Origin of the sequence: Saccharopolyspora shandongensis (genome assembly GCF_900106995.1) — a bacterium.
GTDB lineage: Bacteria > Actinomycetota > Actinomycetes > Mycobacteriales > Pseudonocardiaceae > Saccharopolyspora > Saccharopolyspora shandongensis.
The window spans coordinates 63,924-83,890 of record NZ_FNOK01000009.1 but is presented as its reverse complement, the minus strand read 5'-3'; the positions used below and the strand labels follow the sequence as shown (position 1 = coordinate 83,890).

Below are 19,967 nucleotides of genomic sequence, written 5' to 3'. Positions count from 1 at the left end.
GATCATGGCCTACTGTGGCGGGCATGATCGTGGACGGCTGGCTGGCGGACACCCGGACCTCCTACGACGCGGTCGCGGTCAGCTATGCCGACCAGGTGCGCGACGCCCTGTCCGAGAACCCCTACTTGCGAGCAGCTCTGGCGTTGTTCGCCGACATGGTGCGCGCCGTCGACGGCGGGCCGGTGGCGGACGTGGGCTGCGGACCGGGACACGTCACCGCCCACCTGCACGAGCTGGGCATCGATGCTTTCGGGATCGACCTCTCACCGGCGATGATCGACATGGCCAGGCGCGACTACCCCGGCCTGCGGTTCGAGGTGGGCTCGATGACGGACCTCGCACTCGCCGACGCCTCGGTCACCGGCATCCTCGCCTGGTGGTCGCTGATCCACGTCCCCGATGATGCGGTTCCCGCGGTTTTCGAGCACTTCCGGCGAGCGCTGCGCCCCGGCGGACCGCTGCTGCTCGGCTTCCACGTCGGCGACGAGTCGCTGCTGAAGACCGAGGGCTACGGCGGCCATCCGATGAAGGTCCACGTCCACCGCCGCCGGCCTGCCGAAGTGGCGGCCTGGCTGGGCGACGCCGGATTCGTGGTCGAGGCCCAACTGCTGCTCGCCCCGGAGGAGAACCGCCCGGGGGCCGTCCTTTTCGCGCGCCGCCGGCGCTGATCTCGTTGCAGGTGGCCAGGTCCTGCGGGCCGGCTGAACGATCCGCCCTGGCTCCGCCGCCGGGCTGTGGCAGGGTGAACGGGTGCGAATCCTGGTCGTCGAGGACGAGAAGCCGCTGGCCGATGCGATAGCCCGCGGGCTGCGCCGGGAAGGCATGGCCGTGGACGTCGCCTACGACGGCGAAAGCGGGCAGGAGAAGGCGTCGATCACCCGCTACGACGTGCTGGTGCTCGACCGCGATCTGCCGGGCATGTCCGGCGACGAGCTGTGCCGCCGGCTGGTGTCCTCCGGCGAGCTGACCCGGGTGCTGATGCTCACCGCCAGCGGCACCGTCGCCGACCGCGTCGCCGGGTTGTCCCTGGGCGCCGACGACTACCTGGCCAAGCCGTTCGCGTTCGCGGAGCTGATCGCCCGGGTCCGGGCGCTGGGGCGGCGGGCCACGCCGGCGCAGCCGCCGCTGCTCACCGCGCTGGAGCTGGAGCTGGATTCCGCGCGGCGCACCGTGCACCGGCACAACGGCGAGGTGGAGCTGACCCGCAAGGAGTTCGGCGTGCTGGAGGTGCTGCTGTCGGCCGGTGGTGGCGTGGTCAGCTCCGAGGAACTGCTGGAACGGGTGTGGGACGAGAACGCCGACCCGTTCACCACGACGGTGCGGGTCACGATGATGACGTTGCGCAAGAAGCTGGGGGAGCCGGGCATCATCGAAACCGTGGTCGGCTCCGGCTACCGGGTGCCGTCCGCGGGCGGCGCCGAGCACGCCAGGGACTGAGCCGATGCGCGCGGCCGCCCGATCGATCACCCGTCGCGGTCCGGGACTGCGAACGCGGCTGACGCTGCTGGCCACGGCCCTGGTCGCCGCGGTGAGCGGGCTGCTGCTGTGGCTGGGCTGGGTGCTGGTCGGCAACGTCGTCGCCGCGGTACCCCGGCTGCCCGTCGGCACCCTGGTCCGGGTGCGCGGCGTGGACGTGCCCGCCGAGATGCTGGGCGAGGCGCTGCGCGACTCCGCGCGGCAGCAGGTGCTGTTGATCGGCGGATTCGCCTTCGTAGCAGTGGTTCTGGCGGCAGCGCTGCTGGCGTGGACGGTGACCGGCCGGGTCCTGCGCCCGCTGCACGACGTGACGGCCGCGGCGCACCGGTTGTCCGCGGAGTCCTTGGACGAGCGGATCGCGCTGAGCGGCCCGCGCGATGAAGTCGCCCAGCTGGCCGACACCTTCGACGCGATGCTCGACCGGTTGCAGGCGGCTTTCGACTCGCAGCGCCGGTTCGTGGCCAACGCGAGTCACGAACTGCGCACGCCGTTGTCGGTGATCCGCACGGAACTCGACGTCACGCTGTCCGACCCGGACGCCGACGAGGCGGAGCTGCGCCGGATGGCCGATGTGGTCCGCGAGGCGACGGCCCGCGCGGAGCGGCTGGTGGAGGCCCTGCTCCTGTTGGCCCGCACCGAAGGCGTGGAGTTGGCGGTGCGGGAGCCGGTGGACCTCACGGAGCTCGTGGGCCGCGCGCTGCGGGCGGTCGAGCAGGAAGCGCGACAGCGCGGGCTGCGCATCAAGTGCTGCGAGGAACCGGCTTTCGCCGTCGGTGATCCGGCGCTGCTGGAGCGCGTCGCGGGCAACCTGCTGGAGAACGCGGTGCGGCACAACGTGGATGGCGGCTGGGTGGAGATCAGCACCGGAAGCGATCCACAGTGGACGACTCTGCGGATCGCGTCGTCCGGGCCGCAGGTTCCACCCGACCAGGTGGAATCGCTCTTCGAGCCGTTCCGTCGGGCCGGCGTCCAGCGCACGGCCAGGAACGGCGCGGGCCTGGGCCTGTCGATCGTCCAAGCGGCGGCGAAGGCCCACCACGGCCGGGTCCGGGCGCAACCCCTCCCGGCCGGCGGCCTCGCGGTCACGGTCCAGCTCCCCGCCGCGCCGTAGCGGTCGCGCACGTGCTCAGATGGCGATGCGATCCGCCACCACCTGCTGGAAGTGGGCGCATCGGGTGACGTCCTCGTGATCGCAGCCGAGGGCGCAGTCGATGAGTTCGAGGGACGCCTGCGCGGCGGCGATGCGGGAGCGGAGAGCCGCTGCCTCTGCCCGCAGGATGTCCCTCCGCTTCACGGGATCGCCGGCGGCGGCCAGCGAACGGATGGTGTCGAGGGAGAGCCCGGCCTCCTTGGCGCGCAGGATGACGGCGACGCGGGTGAGGTCGGCGGTGTCGTAGCGGCGGCGGCCGGCTGCGTCGCGCGCGGGGGCGAGGAGCCCCATGGCCTCCCAATGGCGCAGGACGTGGGTGGCCAGGCCGAAACGACCGGCGAGGCCACCGATGCTCATCGGCTCGTGCTCGCTTGACTTCATGCCGACATTAAGGCGCAGCCTGGGGCCATGATCAAGCAATCGACGGACGACCTCATCGCCCGGCTCGACGCGGCCGACCGGCTGCCGGGCGCAGCGGAACTGCGGACCCTCTCCTACGACCTGCTCGGCGCCGGCCTCGGAAAGTCCGCGGTGGACGTGGGGTGCGGTGCCGGACGTGCCGTGGCGGAGCTGGCCGAACGAGGCGCGCGGACCATCGGTGTGGACCCGGACGAGCGGATGATCGCCGTCGCCCGCGACCGGTGGCCCGAGGCGGACTTCCGGATCGCCGGGGCGTGCGAACTGCCGCTGGCGGACGCCTCGGTGGACGGCTACCGGGCCGACAAGGTGTTCCACGAGCTGGCCGAGCCGGAGCGGGCCCTGGCGGAAGCGCGCAGGGTTCTCGCACCCGGTGGGCGGATCGTGCTGCTGGGTCAGGACTGGGACGACATCGTCATCGACTCCGCCGATCCGATTCTCACCCGGACCATCGTGCATGCTCGCGCCGACCTGATCGCCAGCCCGCGCGCCGCCCGCCGCTACCGCAACCTGCTGCTGGACGCCGCGTTCGACGACGTGGTGGTCGAGGTGCGCACCGGCGTCTTCACCGGGAAGTCGATGCTGCCCATGGTCACCGGACTCGCGGAAGGAGCCCGATCCACCGGCGCCATCACGCGCGAGCAGGCGGACGGCTGGATAGCCGAGCAGCGTGCGCGGGCGGAGGCCGACCGGCTCTTCCTCGCGCTGCCGATGTTCGTGGCAGCGGCCGTCAAGCGAGCCGGGCCGGTGCCGAACGCTCGCGAGGTTCAGGGTTCATAGCCGCAGCGAGGCCACATCGAGTTCGAACGGGACCGGACTGGCGGTGATCCGCGCGCTCCCGTGACCGGCCTTCGCGGTCGCGTCGCACGCGTAGCGATCGTTCTCGAGGCGGTAGGCGGCGAGTTCGACGGGGCCGCCGTGGTCCTGGGCGACGCTCCAGAAGTACGGGATGCCGGCTCGCTCGCAGGCCTGGAACTTCTCCTGCTGCTCGCTGGAGGTGTTGCCCGGGGACCAGATCTCGCCGATGAGCAGGACGTTCCCGGGCTGGAACGACGTGCCGACGGGCGGCGTGTCGAGGACGACGAAGTCGGGGATGAGGGCCGAGCGGTAACTCGTGCTGATCTCGACCCCAATGCCGCCGACCGCGTAGAGATCGGTCCGCCCGGCCGAGGCGATGGCCTGGTCGAAGAGCGAGATGATCCGCTTCTCGGCCCACTGGTGCTGCCCGGTCGGCGGTGGCGTCACGAGCCAGTACCCCTCGATGAGCTCCAGGCGCGACCCGTCCTCCCGGGCAGGCAGCGCGTGCCAGTCGGCGATCGTGAACGGCCCCAGTTCGTGCTGGACAAGCGCGGTCACCGGCCATCACCTCTTCTCCGTCCGGTTCCATCATGGCAGAACACGGCACCCGAGCTCACGCACGCGAACGGGGCCGGGGCGAAACGCCCCGGCCCCGTCGGCCGCGAATCGCCGGTCAGGCGGGCACGGAGGCCACGCCCGGGGCGAGGAATCGCTTGCCGTTGATCTTCTCCGAGATGCCCGCCCGGTCCAGGTACGGCGTGATGCCGCCCAGCCAGAACGGCCAGCCCGCGCCGAGGAGCATGCACAGGTCGATGTCCTGCGCCTCGACGACCACGCCCTCGTCGAGCATGATCCCGATCTCCTCGGCCAGCGCGTTCAGCGCCCGGTCGCGGACCTGCTCGGACGTCGACGGCTTGTCGCCCTGCGTCCACAGCGCCGCGACCTCGGGGTCCACGATCTGCTTGCCGGATTCGTCGGTGATCCACACCGCGGTCTTGCGCGCGTCGACGAACCGCTGCATGTTGTCGCTGAGCCCGAACCGGTCCGGGTAGGCCGCGTGCATCGTCTCGTTGACGTGCTGGGCGACCGCCGGGCCGACCAGCTGCAGCAGCACCATCGGGCTCATCGGCAGGCCGAGCGGCTCCAGCGCGTTGTCGGCAACCTCGAACGGCGTGCCCTCGTCGATGGTCGCGATGACCTCGCCCATGAACCGGGTCAGCAGCCGGTTCACCACGAACGCCGGCGCGTCCTTGACCAGCACGCACGACTTCTTCAGCTGCTTGCCGACCTTGAACGCGGTCGCCAGCGCCGCGTCGTCGGTCTGCTCGCCGCGCACCACCTCCAGCAGCGGCAGCACCGCGACCGGGTTGAAGAAGTGGAAGCCGACGACCCGTTCCGGGTTCTTCAGCTTCGAACCCATCTCGGTGATCGACAGCGATGAGGTGTTGGTGGCCAGGATCGCCTCGGGGGAGACGTGCTCCTCCAGCTCGGCGAACACCTGCTGCTTGACCGACATCTCCTCGAAGACGGCCTCGATGACGAAGTCGGCGTCGGCGAACGCCTTCTTGTCCAGCGAGCCGGTGACCAGCGCCTTGAGCCGGTTCACCGCGTCCGGCGACAGGCGGCCCTTGGTGGCGAGCTTGTCGATCTCGCCGTGGATGTAGGCCACGCCCCGGTCGATGCGCTCCTGGTCGATGTCGGTGATGACCACCGGCACCTCGAGGCGGCGCACGAACAGCAGCGCAAGCTGACCGGCCATCAGCCCGGCGCCGACCACGCCGACCTTGGTGACGTTGCGCGCCAGCGACTTGTCGGGCGCCCCGGCGGGCCGCTTGGCGCGCTTCTGCGTCAGGTCGAAGGAGTAGAGCCCCGAGCGCAGCTCGTCGGACATCAGCGCGTCGGCCAGCGCCTCGGTCTCGGCGGCGTAGCCGGCGTCCAGGTCGTTGCCGCGGGCCAGCTCGATCAGCTCGACGGCCTTGGTCACGGCGGGGGAGGCACCGTGGGTGCGCGCCTCGACGATGCCCTTGGCGCGGGCGACGGCGTCGTCCCAGGCCTTGCCGCGGTCGATCTCCGGGCGGGTCACGGCCTGCTCGCCGTTGACCACGCGGACCGCCCAGCGCAGCGACTCCTCCAGGAAGTCCGGGCTGTCCAGCAGCTCGTCGAAGATGCCCAGCCCGCGGGCCTTCTTCGGGTTGAGCATCCGGTTCTGGCTGAGCGCGTTCTCGATGATCACCGTCACCGCGGCGTCCGGGCCGATCAGGTTCGGCAGCAGCTGGGTGCCGCCCCAACCCGGGAACAGGCCCAGGAAGCACTCCGGGAAGGCGATGGCGCCCGCGTTCGCCGCCACCGTCCGGTAGTGGCAGGACAGCGCCAGCTCCAGGCCGCCGCCGAGCGTCGCGCCGTTGACGAAGGCGAAGGTCGGGATCTTCGACTCGGTGAGCCGCCGGAACACGTCGTGCCCGGTCTGCGCGATCTGGTGGGCGTGCTCCCGCTCGGTGATCCGGCCGATGCCGGAGAGGTCCGCGCCCACGGCGAAGACGAACGGCTTGCCGGTGACCGCGATGGCCGCGGGCTCGGCGGCGAACGCCTCGTCCAGCGCGGCGTTCAGGCTGGTCAGGCCGCCGGGGCCGAAGGTGGACGGCCGGGTGTGGTCGTAGCCGTTGTCGATGGTGATCAGCGCGAGCTTGCCGGCCAGGCCGGGCACGTCGACGAGCCGGGTGAACGCCTTGGTCACCACTTCGTCGGGGAACAGCGCCGCGAAGTCGTTGGTCACTGCTCGCCTCCAGCGTTGTAGTTCGGGTTCTCCCAGATGACCGTGCCGCCCATGCCGAAGCCGATGCACATGGTCGTGATGCCGTAGCGAACCTCGGGGCGCTCGGCGAAGTGCCGGGACAGCTGCGTCATCAGCCGCACCCCGGAGGAGGCCAGCGGGTGGCCGCAGGCGATCGCGCCGCCCCACGGGTTGACCCGCGGGTCGTCGTCGGCGATGCCGAAGTGCTCCAGGAACGCCAGCACCTGGACCGCGAAGGCCTCGTTGATCTCGAACAGGCCGATGTCGTCGATGGTCAGCCCGGCGCGCCGCAGCGCCTTCTCGGTCGCGGGCACCGGCCCGACGCCCATCACCTCGGGCTCGACGCCGGCGAAGGAGTAGCCGACCAGCCGCATCCCGACCGGCAGGCCGAGCTCGGCCGCGGTGTCGGCGTCGGCCAGCAGGCAGCCCGTCGCGCCGTCGTTGAGGCCCGCGGCGTTGCCCGGGGTGACCCGGCCGTGCGGGCGGAACGGCGTCTTGAGGCCGCTCAGCGCCTCGACGGTGGTGCCCGGGCGCGGCGGCTCGTCGGTGGTGGCCAGGCCCCAGCCCTGCTCGGAGCGGGTGGACACCGGGACCAGGTCCGGGGTGATCTTCCCGGCCCGCAGCGCCTCGTCGTAGCGCTGCTGGCTCAGGGCGGCGTAGGCGTCGGTGCGCTGCTTGGTCAGCGTCGGGTACCGGTCGTGCAGGTTCTCCGCGGTCGAGCCCATGATCAGCGCCGACGGGTCGACGATCTTGTCGGAGACGAAGCGCGGGTTGGGGTCGACGCCCTCGCCCATGGGGTGGTTGCCCATATGCTCGACGCCGCCTGCGATCGCCACGTCGTAGGCGCCGAAGGCGATGCCGCTGGACACGGTGGTCACGGCCGTCATGGCACCGGCGCACATCCGGTCGATCGCGAAGCCGGGGACCGACTTGGGCAGCCCGGCCAGCAGCGCCGCGCTGCGGCCGATGGTCAGGCCCTGGTCGCCGATCTGGGTGGTGGCGGCGATGGCGACCTCGTCGATGCGCTCCGCCGGCAGTTCCGGATGCCGCCGCAGCAGCTCCCGGATGACCTTGACGACCATGTCGTCGGCACGGGTCTGGGCGTACTGGCCCTTCGAACCGGCCTTGCCGAACGGCGTGCGTACGCCGTCGACGAAGACCACGTCCCGAACCGCTGGGCGGCTGCGGCTGTCGGCGGGTGCCGACGCAGGTGCGGCCACGGCGTGCTCCTCACTGGCTTGGTGGATGGTGATGGCCGGATCAGACGGTCACTACCGGCCGGTAACCGCACTCTAGCGCTTATTACCCACCGGTAACACGCGGGTCGACCGTGTCGGCCGTCTCACAGTCTGATCAGCGCCGCTGTCGGCGACCAGTTCTAGGCTGCCCCCGTGCGGTACGTGTCTTCGATGGTGGCTCCGGACCTGGCGTCGGACTTGGTCACCGGTTGGACGGCGGACGTCCCGGGCACTTCGACGGTCGTGCCGGACGGTTGCGTCGACGTGCTCTGGATCAGCACCGGCGCGATCCGTGTTTGCGGTCCGGAAACATCTGCGTGGTCGTTCGCCTTCCCCGCGGGTACCGAGGCGGTTGGCGTGCGATTCCGCGCGGGACGAGCGGGCAGCGTCCTCGGGTTCGACGCCGCAGAGGTGCTGAACAAGCGCGTTGCCCTGGAGGACGTGCTCGGGTCCCGAGTCCAGCGGCTCCTGAGCGACCGGATCGGGGACGCCGAGGACCAGGGGAGCAGGCTTCGGGTCCTCCAGGATCAGGCCCGCAACTGGATCGAGGTGGCGGCGCCGGAGGATTCCGCCGCCGAGACCGTCCGGCGGTTGCTCGTGCGCGACAGCCGGACGACGGTCGCCGAGATGGCCGAGGCGACCGGCCTCGGCGTGCGGCAGTTGAACCGGCGATGCATGCGCGCGTTCGGCTACGGGCCCGCAACACTGCGCAAAATCCTGCGGCTGCAACGCTTCCTGCACATGGCCCGGCATCCCGGAGCCCCGATCGACCTCGCGACGCTGGCGGTGGCCGCCGGCTACACCGACCAGTCGCACCTCTCCCGCGACTGCCGGGAGCTCGCCGGCCGCAGCCCGGGCGAGCTCGTCGGCCGCTGAAGTCCGATCCGTACACGACAGGAGGCTTCTCGCGGAGCAGGCTGTGGGCATGAGCGAAACCTCCGAGCGCTATCGAGCGCTGGCCGCCGAGTTCACCCGTCGAGTCGAGGCGGTGCCCGCCGACGCGTGGGCGGCGCAGTCCCCCTGCGAGGGCTGGACCGCGCGGGACGTGCTGCGTCACGTCGTTGACCTGCACCGCGACATCCCCAGTTGGGCCGGCCTGACGATCACCCTGGACAAGCACGTGGACGACGACCCGGTGGGGGCGTGGGCAGAGGCCCGCGATGTCCTCCAGGCGCTCCTCGACGACCCGCAGCGGGCGCGGCAGGAGTACGACGGGATGTTCGGGCGCACCACGGCCGAGGCGACGATCGACCGGTTCCTCTGCTTCGACCTGCTCGTGCACGGATGGGACATCGCCAGGGCCACTGGTCAGGACGAGAGGTTGCCGGCGGACGAGGTGACGCGGGTTTTCATCGACGTCCGCACCCTCGGGGACAACATCCGGCACAAGGGCGTCTGCGGCCCCGAGGTCCGCGTCGCCGACAACGCCCCCGAGCAGGACCGCCTGCTCGCCTTCCTCGGCCGCAACCCGTAGTCGACGGCCCCGTGCGGCGGTTCCGCGCGGAACCGCCGCACGGGGAACGTCAGTCGGTTGTCGCGGGCGTCGCGTGGAGGGCCTTGCTCAGGTCCTCCGCGGTGAGCTCGATCTGCCACTCGCGGGCGCCCTTGTCGCGCAGCAGCTCCGTCACGCCGGTGGTGCTGCGGTCTTCCGGCGGGATCCAGCAGGTCCGCCGGACCAGGTCGGGGAGCAGCAGGTTCTCCACCGGCAGGTGGTGGCGCTCGGCGATCTTCGACAGCGCCGAGCGCGCCGCCGACAGCCGCGCAGCGGCGTCGGGATCCCGGTCGCTCCACCGGTTGGTCGGGGGCGGCCCGTCGTGCGGCGAAGCCGGTGCCGGCAACTCGTCGTTCTCCAGCCGGCGCGCCGCCCGCAGCGCCTGCAGCCACAGCGACGCCCGGCGCCGCTGCTGCCGCCCGCCGAACACCGGCAGGCCGACCAGGTCGGCCTCGGTCTTCGGATTGGCCTGCGCGGCTTGCACGATCGAGGAGTCCGGCAGCACGCGGCCCGGCGCGAGATCGCGGTCCCGGGCGACGGTGTCGCGGGCTTCCCACAACGCCCGAACGGCGGCGAGCTGCCGGGGACTGCGCAGCCGGTGAATCCCGGACGTGCGGCGCCAAGGCTCGGCTCGCGGCGGGGCGGGTGCGGCGGTGCGGACCGCCTCGAATTCCTGATGCGCCCAGTCCAGCTTCCCCTGCCGCTCCAGCTCGTCGCGCATCGCGTCGCGCAGGGCGATCAGCAGTTCCACGTCGAGGGCGGCGTACACCAGCCAGTCCTGGGGGAGCGGTCGGCGGGACCAGTCCGCCGCGCTGTGCCCCTTCTCCAGCCGGTAGCCCAGCATGCGCTCCACGAGCGTGCCCAGCGAAACGCGTTCGAACCCGGCGAGCCGGCCGGCCAGCTCGGTGTCGAACAACCGTGCCGGTCGCAGGTCGAGCTCGGCTAGGCACGGCAGGTCCTGGGACGCCGCGTGCAGCACCCACTCGGTGTCGTCCAGGGCCGGCGGCATCGGATCGAGCGCGCCGTCCAGCGCGATCGGATCCACGAGCACGGTCCCGGCACCCTCTCGGCGGAGTTGTACCAGGTAGGCACGTTGCGAGTAGCGATAACCCGAAGCGCGCTCGGTGTCCACGGCGACCGGTCCGGTCCCCGCGGCGAGTGCGGTCGCGGCGGCTTTCAACGCGGCCGGTGTGTCCACCACCGGCGGCACGCCGTCAGTGGGTTCGGTCAACAACACCGGCTCCGGGCGGTCGGACCCGACGGTCTCGGGGCTTGCAGCTTCCACGGCTACCAGACCTTACGTGCTTCGGCCCGCGCCGTGGGGCTACTCCACCCGAGCTCGTCGGGTCGACCGCACCGGTGCAGGTGCGTCAGCGTCCGGTCACCGGATCACGCCGGCCCGCATGGCCAGCGCGACCATCTGTGCCCGGTCGCCGGTGCCCAGCTTGCGCCCTATCCGCGAAAGGTGGCTCTTCACCGTGAGTGCGGACAGGTTCAGCGCCTCGCCGATCTCCTTGTTGGAACGGCCGTCGGCCACCAACTGGAGTACCTCGACCTCGCGCCCGGACAACTCGCGAGGCGTGTTGTCCGTTCCCGGCACGCGGGTACCGGCGGCAAGCACCGGAGCCACGCTGGGATCGGCGTACACGCCGCCATCGAGCACGCGGCGCACGCCGTCGGTGACCACCATGGGTGAGGCCGACTTCAGCAGGTACGCCTGCGCACCTGCCTGGAAGGCGGCCCGGACCGCATACGGGTCATCGGACGAAGCGAGCACCACGATCCGTGGCCAGCCTTGGCTCCGGAGTTCGGTTACCAGCTCGATGCCGGTCCCGTCCGGGAGTCCGAGATCGAGAATCGCGAGGTCGCACGGACCGGTCGCCAGGGCGCGAGCCCTGGCTTCGGCCATGGATGCGGCCTCGTGCACCGTGCCGGCGCCCATCTGCAGCAACCGGGCGGCGATTGCCTCCCGGAGCAGCGGATGGTCGTCCACCACGAGCACCGTGAACAGCTCTTCCCGCGGGTGCGGGACCATGTTGGCCGGCAAAGCGCCGGCGGGCGTGGTTCGAGCGGCCTGACCTAAGCCGACGGCAGCCACGTCACTACCTCCCTGGAGTCGGTCGTGCCCCCCGACCGGCACCGGGACTCTCGACCAATCAGCCGCGCCACTGATCGACCGAAAGTGGTGTCGTCGGGGGCAGCGTAACCGCCCAAGCGGGTCAGCGGGACGATCAATCGGGTATCTATCCCGATCGAGTTGTTACCTGAACATGATCGCATCGCTCTTTTGGGTGACTATGAGCTATCTCCGTAACGTCGGAGCGTGGCCAAGCGACGTAACGTGAACGCGGATTGTGAAAAATTTGCACAATCAACGATTTCGGCGGCCTCGCAGGGTCTTCGCGAAAGGAAATCGCGCATCGGCGTGTCGGCCGCCGCGGAAACGGGATCGGTTGCGCCGAACCTTACGCGCCGGAGTCGGCCGACACAGCCGGTGATCGGGCGATCTCGCGATCAGTCGCGGTGCGCCGTCCCGGACCACCCACCGAGCATCGAGACGCCTTCCGGTGGCAGGCCCGCCGCGCTCGCCATCAACTCGTGGAAGGCCGCCGCGTGCGGCGCCAGCTCCGCGTCGGTGGCCGTCCACGAACCGCGCAACTCCAGGTCGTGGCTGCGGGCCGGGCCTGCGATGTCGCCGAAGCGGGCCGACGAGGTGAGCGTGACCGTGCCGCCCAGGGCGGTCCAGGCCGCGCCGGAATCCTCCAGCGCATCGGTCAGCCACGACCAGCCGACCGCCGGCAGCAGCGGATCGGTCGCCAGTTCCGGATCGAGCTCGGCCCGCAGGTAGACGACGAGCCGCAGCACGCCCGCCCACGCCTCCTGGCCTTCCGGGTCGTAGAGCAGCACCAAGCGGGCGGTGGCCAGCTCACCGGCCGGACCGTTCGCCTCCGCGGCGAGCGCATGAGCCCAAGGCGCGAGGCGCTTGGGCGGCCCCACCTCGGTCAGCTCTATCTCCGCTCGCGGACGCGCAGACGTCAACGCGGCAACAGCCTGCCGGAAAACTTCGGGCGCCACCGGCATCTCCGTCACGCGGCCGACTGTATGCGGCCGGGCGCGGGCGGTGGCGGAGGCACGCCGAACGGGGGATGAAGACGCTTCGCGACCGCCCTCGGAGCCGTCCCCGGCGGGGCGCCGAGGCAGGGGAAGGAGGCAGGTGGGTGCGTGCGAAGATTGCCGCGTAAGCCCGGTCGGCCCGCCGTGGCGCCGTCCCCGGGACGCCTCTCGACCTACGGACAGCGACCTCGATGACGAACTCCGCGAACCCCGCGCCGGCCTCGGCCCGCCGGAACCTGGCCGACGCCCCCCTGCTGGTTGCCGCCCGCGGCGGCACCCCCCGGCACACCCCGGTCTGGTTCATGCGGCAGGCGGGTCGTTCGCTGCCCGAGTACCGCAAGCTCCGCGAGGGCGTGCCGATGCTGCAGGCGTGCCTGACGTCGGAACTGGTCAGCGAGATCACCCTGCAGCCGGTGCGCCGGCACGGGGTCGACGCCGCGATCCTGTTCAGCGACATCGTGCTGCCCCTGTACGCCGCGGGCGTCGGGCTGGACATCGTCGCGGGCACCGGCCCCGTCGTGTCGAGCCCGGTGCGCACCCCGGCCGACGTCGCGGCGCTGCCGACGCTGGACGCGGCGCAAGTAGAGCCGGTCGCCGACGCGATCGGGCTGCTGGTGCGCGAGCTGGGGCCGACGCCGCTGATCGGGTTCGCCGGTGCGCCGTTCACGCTGGCGTCCTACCTGGTGGAGGGCGGCCCGAGCCGCAACCACGAGCGCACCAAGGCGCTGATGCACTCCGACCCCCAGACCTGGCACGCCCTGCTGGACCGGCTCGCGGACACCACGCTGGAGTTCCTGAAGGTGCAGCTGGCCGCCGGGGTGGACGCGATCCAGCTCTTCGACTCCTGGGCCGGGGCCCTGTCGCTGCGCGACTACCGCGAGTTCGTGCTGCCGCACAGCCGGCGGATCTTCGCCAGCGTCGCCGAGATCGCGGACGTGCCGAAGATCCACTTCGGCGTGGGCACCGGCGAGCTGCTCGGCGCGATGCGCTCCGCGGGGGCCGACGTCGTCGGCGTGGACTGGCGGGTGCCGCTGGACGAGGCCGCGACGCGGCTGCGCGCGGCGGAGCCGGAGGCCGCCGCACCGGTGGTGCAGGGCAACCTCGACCCGGCGGTGCTGTTCGCCGGATGGGACGCGATCGAGCGCGAGGTGCACCGGATCCTCGGCGAGGGCCAGGCGGCCGGCGGGCACATCTTCAACCTCGGCCACGGCGTGCTGCCCAGCACGGACCCCGAGGTGCTCACCCGCGTCGTCGAGCTGGTGCACACCGCGAGCAAGCAGCAGTGATGACGCGCCGGGTCGCAGTCGTCGGCGGCGGCATCGCCGGCCTCGTCGCCGCCTACCGGCTCCGCCGCGAGCTGGGGCCGGACGCCGAGATCGTGCTCCTCGAGCAGGGTGAGCGGCTCGGCGGCAAGCTCCACACCGTCGAGCTCGCCGGTTGCCGCTACGACGTCGGGGCGGAGGCGTTCCTCGACCGGCGTCCGGAGGTCCGGCAGCTGGCCGAGGAGCTCGGCGTGCCGGAAGAGGTCGTGCACCCGGGCGCGGTGTCCGCGACGGTGCGCGCCGGGGGCCGGACCTGCCGGTTGCCCGGCGGAACCGTGATGGGCGTCCCGGCTTCGCCGGAAGCGGTGCAGGACGTGCTTTCCCCGGCGGGAGTGGCCGCGGTCCGGGCAGAGGCGGAGCTGCCGCCGGTCCGGCTCGGCGGCGCCGACATCTCGGTGGGCGAGCTCCTGCGCGGGCGAATGGGTGACGAGGTCGTCGACCGCCTCGTCGAACCGTTGCTCGGTGGGGTCTACGCGGGCGATGCCGACCGGCTCGGTCTGCGGGCCACGATCCCGGCGCTGGCCGCAGCGCTCGATGCCGGAGCGGAGTCGATCATCGCTGCCGCGGTTTCGGCGCTGCCCGCGCCGAAACCGGCGGATGCGCCGAAGCCGCCGGTTTTCGGCGCGTTCCGCTACGGCTACCGGGAGCTGGTCGACCGGCTGCTGATCGCCGCCGGCGCCGAGGTACGGCTGGGACTTCCGGTGCGGCGGCTGACACGGGCGGAGCAGGGCTGGCGCCTGGAGATCGGTGCCGCGCCCAGTCCCGAGTTCCTGGACGTCGACGCCGTGGTGCTCGCGGTGCCCGCTCCAGCGGCTCGGCGGCTCCTCGGCGACGTCGTTCCGGTAGCGGCCGCGAAGCTGGCCGAGGTGGAGCTGTCGTCCTCGATCGTGGTCGGGCTCGCCCTGCCGCCCGACGCGCGGCTGCCGGAGGCGTCGGGCGTGCTGATCGCGCGCGGCGAGCAGCACGCGGACGGAACTCCCTTCACCGCCAAGGCATTCACCTTCTCCAGCAAGAAGTGGCCGCACCTGCGCGGCGCCGAGGGCGAGCTGCTGGTGCGCGGCTCGGTCGGGCGGTTCGGCGAGACCGCCGAGCTGCAGCTCGACGACGCCGAAGTGCTGCGCCGTGTCCGGGCCGACTTCGCGGAGCTGACCGGGATCTCCGCGGCTCCGGTGGACTCCGTCGTGACGCGCTGGGGCGGCGGGCTGCCGCAGTACGGCGTGGGCCACCTCGACCTGGTCGCCGACATCGAGCGCGCCGTGGCCGAGGTGCCGGGGCTGGCGATCGCGGGCGCCGCGCTGCACGGGGTCGGCGTTCCGGCGTGCATCGCCACCGGAACCGCGGCAGCGACCGATATCACGCGGGACCTGCTGCAGGTCGGTCGCCGCGAGGTGGGAGCATGAACGCATGGCGCGGCTGAACTACAACGAGTTGAACGACACCATCCGCTACACCATGTGGTCGGTCTTCCGGGTCGAGCAGGGCACGCTGCCCGAGGACCGGGCCAAGGCCGCGCAGCAGACCCAGGAGTACCTGGACTCGCTGGCCGAGTCCGGCGTCGTGGTTCGCGGCGTCTACGACGTCTCCGGGCTGCGCGCCGACGCGGACTTCATGATCTGGTGGCACTCCGAGCGGATCGAGGAAGTGCAGGCGGCCTACACCGGGTTCCGCCGGGAGACCCCGCTGGGGCAGGCGTCCGAGCCGGTGTGGAGCAACGTCGCGCTGCACCGCCCGGCCGAGTTCAACAAGAGCCACATCCCCGCGTTCCTGGCGGGCGAGGAGCCGCGCAAGTACATCTGCGTGTACCCGTTCGTGCGCTCCTACGAGTGGTACCTGCTGCCGGACGACGAGCGCCGCGCGATGCTGGCCGACCACGGCAAGGAAGCCCGCGACTACCCGGACGTCCGGGCGAACACGGTGGCGTCCTTCGCGCTGGGCGACTACGAGTGGATCCTGGCCTTCGAGGCCGACGAGCTGCACCGGATCGTGGACCTGATGCGCCACCTGCGCGGCACCGAGGCCCGCCTGCACGTCCGCGAGGAGATCCCGTTCTACACCGGTCACCGCGTCGACGTGCCCGACCTGGTCACTCGCCTTCCCTGAGCTGGATGAGGCGCGGCCCGGGCACTCGCTGCCCGGGCCGCGCCTCACTCGTTTCGCGCCTGCTCACTCCGCCGGGGCCAGGCGGACGGCGATCGAGTTGATGCAGTAGCGCTGGTCGGTGGGCGTCGGGTAGCCCTCGCCCTCGAACACGTGGCCCAGGTGGCCGTGGCAGGCCGCGCACAGGACCTCGACGCGCGCCATGCCGAGCGACCGGTCCTCGCGGAGGATCACCGCGTCGCTGTCGGTCGGGTCGTAGAACGACGGCCAGCCGCAGTGCGATTCGAACTTGGTGTCGCTGCGGAACAGTTCGGCCCCGCAGCCGCGGCACTCGTAGACCCCGACCGTCTTGGTGTCGACGTACTCGCCCTGCCAGGCCGGCTCGGTGGCGGCTTGGCGCAGCACCGCGTACTCGTTCGGGCTGAGCTGTTCCCGCCACTCCTGATCGGTTTTGGTGACCTTCGGGGTTCCTGCGACCGGATCCATGCCTCCACGCTAATCCGTGCGAAGATCAACTGCATCGGCGCGGTCTCAGATCGAGTCGAACGCCACCGCGGCCGACTTCGCGCCTCTGGTCCCGGCCAGCTGCTGGGCCTCGGTTTCCGCCTCCTCGCGGACGGCGGCACTCAGGGCGCGAAAGCCCGTCACGTCCACCTGGAGCTCGCTGCCCGTCTTCCTGGCTCGCCAGGTGCCGATGATCTCGCCATGGGCGAGCAGCGCCCCGGGAGAGCCGACCGCTCGCCAGAGGACCTTGCGGTGCGCGGGATCCGGCAGCAGCTCCGCGCGATCCCGGGCTTGCAGGTACGGGTCGCCGGTCGGCAGCAGCCGCACGCCCCGTGGTGACGGCGGCGAGTCGAGCGCCGCGACCGCGTCCGGCACGAACCACGACTGCTTCCCGGCGACCGAGACCTCGACGAGGTCCGCCGGCCAGACCGGCCGCAGCGCGGTGGCGCTGGTGCCGAGGAACGCGGCGACATCGGCGATCGAGCCCGGGCCGAGTAGGCACAGCACGTCTTTGATCAGGACGTCGGTCCGGGCGGCCTGCTGCGGGACTTGCCACTCCGGGGTCGCCGTGATCCGCAGCCGCCCGGATGCGCGGACGAGCCGGATGCCCGCCGCCAGTCCGGATTGCAGGTACAGCGAGTAGAAGACGTGGGTCGATTCGCAGCCCTTGCACCACGCCGAGGCTTCCGGGACGTCGCGGGTGACCGCCGCGCTCAGCGTGCCCCGATCCGTCGGTTCGAGCGAGTGCTCCCGCATCGCCGCGACCGCCTTGCCGAACACCGCGAGCGGGGCGTCGACCGACTTCATGATCGGCATCCGGGCCACCACGTCCGCGTCCGACATCGGGTGGAGCCGGCCGGCCAGCTCCGCGAGGTCCGCGGCGCGGTGCAGGTGTGCGCTGCCGCGCACCGACCAGGCGAGCACTACCGAGTCCGGGAGCTCCGCTCCAGGTACCCGCGTGCGCACCGACTGCAGCGCCGAGCCCGCCGGGGTGTCCGGCACGCCGAGCGGCAGCACGCCGAGGTCCTCTACGGAGCCTGCGGACCGGTCCAACTGCTGGACGGCGTGCCGGTAGGCCAGGACTCGCTCGCGGTCGGTCTCGATCACAGGTACCCCGATTCGACGACAGGCGTCGAGCATGCCCCACGGCCCCGACAGATCAGCCGAGGAAGGTGCCGAACACGAACGCGACGGCGTTCCAGACCGTGAACAGCACGCCGAGCAGGATCAGCAGGATCACCCCGACGGCCACCAGCCTGCGGTGTCCGTCCGCCCGGTTCACGCTCTGCGCGAAGTCGTCCACGCCGCGTAGCATGCCCTCCACGGTGGCCTCGGAATTCGGCCGCTGCATCCGGTCGCGATGCGCAGCGAAGGCCTGCACCTCGGGGTCCTCCGGGTCGAGCCCGTGCAGATCCTCATCGAGGCGCTCGGTCTCCTCATCCCGGTCGCCGCGCTCCACGGCCCCACCGTAGCGCCTCATCGCGGCACCGTCGGGCGGCTATTCCCGAACCGTGCCGCGTTCGGACGAGTCGGCCACCGAGCCGGCTGTCCGCCACTTGGCCCGCATCGTCCACAGTGGTCGGTTCTCGTCGCATGCGGAGGCGCGCGCTCGTGGCGGACGGGCCAATGCGAAGACCGCTCCGCGTCCCGTCGCCGGACATGATCCAGTCCGCGATGCATGCGCCGATGCGTTGGTCGGCCGGGTTCGCCAGGACCTCCGCGATTCGGCACTGGCGTGGCACCACGGCGAATCCATCCCTGGGCAACGCGACCTGACAGGTATCCGATCTCGTACATGTGGAAGCTCCTCCCGGCTTGCGGAATCAATTGCTCACCGGGAAAACGCCCTGGCGCGCCGGCACGTGAGCTGCCGCACCTGCCGTTCACCGGATCGGATGATCGGGAGCGCGTGCCGCCAGCCGGATCCCGCCCCTGCCCGGGTGACGTGGTTACAGTCGCCGCGCTCCACACCGGACTCGGGAGGCGATGATGAGCGACCAGCCCGCGGAGGCCAACGGCCCGTTCCTGCCGGAGCTGGAGGTAGTTCCCCCGGAGCGGCAGCGGCGCTGGACCGTCCTATTGCGACTGCTGCTGTTGATCCCGCACTTCATCGTGCTCTGGCTGCTGTCCATCGCGGCCGCCGTCGTGGTGATCGTCGGCTGGTTCGCCGCGCTGTTCCTGGGGCGGCTGCCGGACTGGATCGCCGGGTTCCTGAGCCAGTTCGTCGGCTACCAGGCCCGGGTGGTGGCGTCGAACATGCTGCTCGTCGACAAGTACCCGCCGTTCCTGGTGCCCGAGCCGGACTACCCGGTGCAGGCCGACATCCGGCCCGGCGAGCTGAACCGGTGGGCGGTGTTCTTCCGGATCATCCTGGTGATCCCGGCCGCGATCGTGAGCGTGATCGTCGCCCACGGCTTCGGCGTGCTGGCGTTCTTCATCTGGCTGATCGTGCTGGTCCTGGGCCGCAACCCGCGGCCGGTCTTCGACGCCTCCGCGGCGGTGCTGCGCTACAGCTACCGCACGAACGCCTACTTCTACCTGCTGACCGGCGCCTACCCCAAGAAGCTGTTCGGCGACGCGCGCGCGGAGGAGAACCCGCCGCGCCAGTCGCCGGGCACCCGCCCGCTGGTGATGTCCCAGGGCGGTCGGGTCCTGCTGGTCGTGTTCATCGTGCTCGGCGTGATCGGTTCGGTCACCAACGGCGTCGTGCAGTCGCAGTACCAGCCGCCGGAGCACCAGGGCTACTACTACGACCGCTGACGACTCGGGGCGGGATCAGATCGCGGCTTCGGTCCAGGCTCGGTCCAGGATCTCCGCGACGGTCTGCTCCGGGGTCTGGTCGGAGGTGTCCAGCCACAGGCCGATGCGCGGCGTCTGCTCGTGCAGCACGGTGTTCAGCTCGGCGATCGCCCAGCTGTCGTACGCGGTCTTGCCGCGGCCTGCTTCGCGCTCTGCGATCGCCGCGGTCGACGGCGCGAGGACGACCACGAGCAGCGGCCGGCTGCCGATGTTCTCGGCCATTTCCGCCAGGTGCTCGCCCAGGATCACGTCCTGCGTGACGACGGTGAAGCCCGCCGCGAAGTACGTGTCCGCGGCCTGCGCGGTCAACCGGTGGCGCAACCGCAACTGGCGCAGCGCCTCGTCGGACGGCGGCGCGGACATCTCCTCGCGGCCGCCGACCACCATTCGGCGGAACGCGTCGCCGCGCAGGTGCACCGAGCGCGGCAGCTCCTCGGCGACGCCCTGGGCGATGGTGGACTTCCCGGCGGCCTGGATGCCGGTGATCAGCAAGACGGCCTGGTGATGCTCGTCGGACACGTTCCCTCCCGGTGCGAGGAGTGGATCTTCTCACCCGGTCGGCGCAGCCGTCATGCGCATTTCGCATCCGGTTACAGATCGCTATGCGTTCATGTGTCCTGTTCAGCGGGTTGGCCCAACGCGTTTCCCTCGCCCGGCGGTGTCTCGGTTGCTCCGTCGGCGAGCACCATCGCAACCGTTGGTATTCGCCACGACGCGGGAGGCCAAGATGGTCCGCACCGAAGCCGAACGTGCACCGCAAGCCAAGGGT

At 71.5% G+C, this 19,967-nt stretch carries 21 protein-coding genes; 10 read left to right on the top strand and 11 right to left on the bottom strand.

The genetic code is table 11. The annotated features are described in order from the left end of the window. Positions 1-23: 23 nt before the first annotated feature. From BLW84_RS12120 to BLW84_RS12110, 3 genes are all read left to right on the top strand, one after another. Positions 24-668, top strand: a complete 645-nt coding sequence (locus BLW84_RS12120; protein WP_093265226.1) for a class I SAM-dependent DNA methyltransferase — start codon at positions 24-26, stop codon at positions 666-668. An 82-nt stretch (positions 669-750) separates the two neighbouring features. Next, positions 751-1,437 carry a response regulator transcription factor gene (locus BLW84_RS12115; protein WP_093264994.1) on the top strand — a complete coding sequence of 229 codons (687 nt, stop codon included), beginning with the start codon at positions 751-753 and terminating at the stop codon, positions 1,435-1,437. Positions 1,438-1,441: 4 nt separating this feature from the next. After that, positions 1,442-2,587 (top strand): sensor histidine kinase, encoded by a 1,146-nt coding sequence (locus BLW84_RS12110; protein ID WP_093264992.1) that lies wholly within the window; start codon positions 1,442-1,444, stop codon positions 2,585-2,587. A 15-nt stretch (positions 2,588-2,602) separates the two neighbouring features. Here the strand turns inward: BLW84_RS12110 and BLW84_RS12105 are convergent, their stop codons facing one another. Next, on the bottom strand, positions 2,603-3,007 hold the full coding sequence (locus tag BLW84_RS12105) for a MerR family transcriptional regulator (RefSeq protein WP_093264990.1): 405 nt from the start codon (positions 3,005-3,007) through the stop codon (positions 2,603-2,605). A gap of 27 nt (positions 3,008-3,034) precedes the next feature. Between BLW84_RS12105 and BLW84_RS12100 the strand changes: the two genes are divergently transcribed. Next, positions 3,035-3,823 carry a methyltransferase domain-containing protein gene (locus BLW84_RS12100; protein ID WP_093264989.1) on the top strand — a complete coding sequence of 263 codons (789 nt, stop codon included), beginning with the start codon at positions 3,035-3,037 and terminating at the stop codon, positions 3,821-3,823. Here the strand turns inward: BLW84_RS12100 and BLW84_RS12095 are convergent. From BLW84_RS12095 to BLW84_RS12085, 3 genes are all read right to left on the bottom strand, one after another. After that, positions 3,818-4,399: a Uma2 family endonuclease gene (locus BLW84_RS12095; protein WP_093264987.1), complete on the bottom strand. Its 582-nt coding sequence runs from the start codon at positions 4,397-4,399 to the stop codon at positions 3,818-3,820. The genes BLW84_RS12100 and BLW84_RS12095 overlap by 6 nt on opposite strands. Positions 4,400-4,514: 115 nt before the next feature. Then, the gene (locus BLW84_RS12090; protein WP_093264986.1) at positions 4,515-6,614 is read right to left on the bottom strand and encodes a 3-hydroxyacyl-CoA dehydrogenase NAD-binding domain-containing protein; all 2,100 of its coding nucleotides are present in this window, start codon (positions 6,612-6,614) and stop codon (positions 4,515-4,517) included. Beyond that, positions 6,611-7,852: a thiolase family protein gene (locus BLW84_RS12085; protein ID WP_177226415.1), complete on the bottom strand. Its 1,242-nt coding sequence runs from the start codon at positions 7,850-7,852 to the stop codon at positions 6,611-6,613. Before BLW84_RS12085 ends, BLW84_RS12090 begins: the two co-directional genes overlap by 4 nt. Positions 7,853-8,023: 171 nt before the next feature. Between BLW84_RS12085 and BLW84_RS12080 the strand changes: the two genes are divergently transcribed. After that, positions 8,024-8,746 (top strand): helix-turn-helix domain-containing protein, encoded by a 723-nt coding sequence (locus tag BLW84_RS12080; RefSeq protein WP_245761090.1) that lies wholly within the window; start codon positions 8,024-8,026, stop codon positions 8,744-8,746. 49 nt (positions 8,747-8,795) lie between these two features. Beyond that, positions 8,796-9,344, top strand: a complete 549-nt coding sequence (locus BLW84_RS12075) for a TIGR03086 family metal-binding protein (RefSeq protein WP_093264982.1) — start codon at positions 8,796-8,798, stop codon at positions 9,342-9,344. Positions 9,345-9,393: 49 nt separating this feature from the next. Here BLW84_RS12075 and BLW84_RS12070 read toward each other — a convergent pair whose 3' ends face one another. The 3 genes from BLW84_RS12070 to BLW84_RS12060 form a co-directional block, all read right to left on the bottom strand. After that, positions 9,394-10,647: a ribonuclease D gene (locus BLW84_RS12070; RefSeq protein WP_177226414.1), complete on the bottom strand. Its 1,254-nt coding sequence runs from the start codon at positions 10,645-10,647 to the stop codon at positions 9,394-9,396. Between the two features lie 96 nt (positions 10,648-10,743). Continuing rightward, the gene (locus BLW84_RS12065; protein ID WP_093264979.1) at positions 10,744-11,460 is read right to left on the bottom strand and encodes a response regulator; all 717 of its coding nucleotides are present in this window, start codon (positions 11,458-11,460) and stop codon (positions 10,744-10,746) included. A gap of 416 nt (positions 11,461-11,876) precedes the next feature. Then, positions 11,877-12,443: a DUF3000 domain-containing protein gene (locus BLW84_RS12060; protein ID WP_093264977.1), complete on the bottom strand. Its 567-nt coding sequence runs from the start codon at positions 12,441-12,443 to the stop codon at positions 11,877-11,879. A 224-nt stretch (positions 12,444-12,667) separates the two neighbouring features. Between BLW84_RS12060 and hemE the strand changes: the two genes are divergently transcribed. From hemE to hemQ, 3 genes are read left to right on the top strand one after another with little or no spacing between them, the layout of a single operon-like run. Next, positions 12,668-13,762, top strand: a complete 1,095-nt coding sequence (hemE, locus tag BLW84_RS12055) for a uroporphyrinogen decarboxylase (protein WP_093264976.1) — start codon at positions 12,668-12,670, stop codon at positions 13,760-13,762. Next, complete coding sequence (gene hemG, locus BLW84_RS12050; RefSeq protein WP_093264974.1) at positions 13,762-15,198, top strand: protoporphyrinogen oxidase; 1,437 nt, start codon at positions 13,762-13,764, stop codon at positions 15,196-15,198. Before hemE ends, hemG begins: the two co-directional genes overlap by 1 nt. Positions 15,199-15,202: 4 nt before the next feature. Beyond that, a complete protein-coding gene (gene hemQ, locus BLW84_RS12045; RefSeq protein WP_093264973.1) occupies positions 15,203-15,898 on the top strand; it encodes a hydrogen peroxide-dependent heme synthase in 696 nt (231 codons plus the stop codon). 63 nt (positions 15,899-15,961) lie between these two features. Here hemQ and msrB read toward each other — a convergent pair whose 3' ends face one another. From msrB to BLW84_RS12030, 3 genes are read right to left on the bottom strand one after another with little or no spacing between them, the layout of a single operon-like run. Next, positions 15,962-16,381, bottom strand: a complete 420-nt coding sequence (gene msrB / locus BLW84_RS12040) for a peptide-methionine (R)-S-oxide reductase MsrB (RefSeq protein WP_093264971.1) — start codon at positions 16,379-16,381, stop codon at positions 15,962-15,964. Positions 16,382-16,426: 45 nt separating this feature from the next. Beyond that, positions 16,427-17,506, bottom strand: coding sequence for a DNA glycosylase AlkZ-like family protein (locus BLW84_RS12035; RefSeq protein WP_177226413.1), 1,080 nt, complete (start codon positions 17,504-17,506; stop codon positions 16,427-16,429). A 52-nt stretch (positions 17,507-17,558) separates the two neighbouring features. Beyond that, positions 17,559-17,879: a hypothetical protein gene (locus tag BLW84_RS12030; protein ID WP_093264968.1), complete on the bottom strand. Its 321-nt coding sequence runs from the start codon at positions 17,877-17,879 to the stop codon at positions 17,559-17,561. A 509-nt stretch (positions 17,880-18,388) separates the two neighbouring features. On the opposite strand from BLW84_RS12030, the gene BLW84_RS12025 reads away from it, so the two are divergent. Continuing rightward, entirely contained in the window at positions 18,389-19,159 is a 771-nt protein-coding gene (locus BLW84_RS12025) for a DUF4389 domain-containing protein (protein ID WP_093264966.1), read from the top strand. 15 nt (positions 19,160-19,174) lie between these two features. Here the strand turns inward: BLW84_RS12025 and BLW84_RS12020 are convergent, their stop codons facing one another. Further along, positions 19,175-19,717, bottom strand: coding sequence for an AAA family ATPase (locus tag BLW84_RS12020; protein ID WP_218157293.1), 543 nt, complete (start codon positions 19,715-19,717; stop codon positions 19,175-19,177). Between the last annotated feature and the right edge of the window lie 250 nt (positions 19,718-19,967).

Bases quoted from the DNA above. Each gene is read 5' to 3' on its own strand.
- BLW84_RS12120 (WP_093265226.1), top strand. From the start codon at position 24: ATGATCGTGGACGGCTGGCTGGCGGACACCCGGACCTCCTACGACGCG.
- BLW84_RS12110 (WP_093264992.1), top strand. From the start codon at position 1,442: ATGCGCGCGGCCGCCCGATCGATCACCCGTCGCGGTCCGGGACTGCGA.
- BLW84_RS12105 (WP_093264990.1), bottom strand. From the start codon at position 3,007: ATGAAGTCAAGCGAGCACGAGCCGATGAGCATCGGTGGCCTCGCCGGT.
- BLW84_RS12100 (WP_093264989.1), top strand. From the start codon at position 3,035: ATGATCAAGCAATCGACGGACGACCTCATCGCCCGGCTCGACGCGGCC.
- BLW84_RS12075 (WP_093264982.1), top strand. From the start codon at position 8,796: ATGAGCGAAACCTCCGAGCGCTATCGAGCGCTGGCCGCCGAGTTCACC.
- BLW84_RS12060 (WP_093264977.1), bottom strand. From the start codon at position 12,443: ATGCCGGTGGCGCCCGAAGTTTTCCGGCAGGCTGTTGCCGCGTTGACG.
- hemE (WP_093264976.1), top strand. From the start codon at position 12,668: ATGACGAACTCCGCGAACCCCGCGCCGGCCTCGGCCCGCCGGAACCTG.
- hemG (WP_093264974.1), top strand. From the start codon at position 13,762: ATGACGCGCCGGGTCGCAGTCGTCGGCGGCGGCATCGCCGGCCTCGTC.
- hemQ (WP_093264973.1), top strand. From the start codon at position 15,203: ATGGCGCGGCTGAACTACAACGAGTTGAACGACACCATCCGCTACACC.
- msrB (WP_093264971.1), bottom strand. From the start codon at position 16,381: ATGGATCCGGTCGCAGGAACCCCGAAGGTCACCAAAACCGATCAGGAG.
- BLW84_RS12030 (WP_093264968.1), bottom strand. From the start codon at position 17,879: ATGAGGCGCTACGGTGGGGCCGTGGAGCGCGGCGACCGGGATGAGGAG.
- BLW84_RS12025 (WP_093264966.1), top strand. From the start codon at position 18,389: ATGAGCGACCAGCCCGCGGAGGCCAACGGCCCGTTCCTGCCGGAGCTG.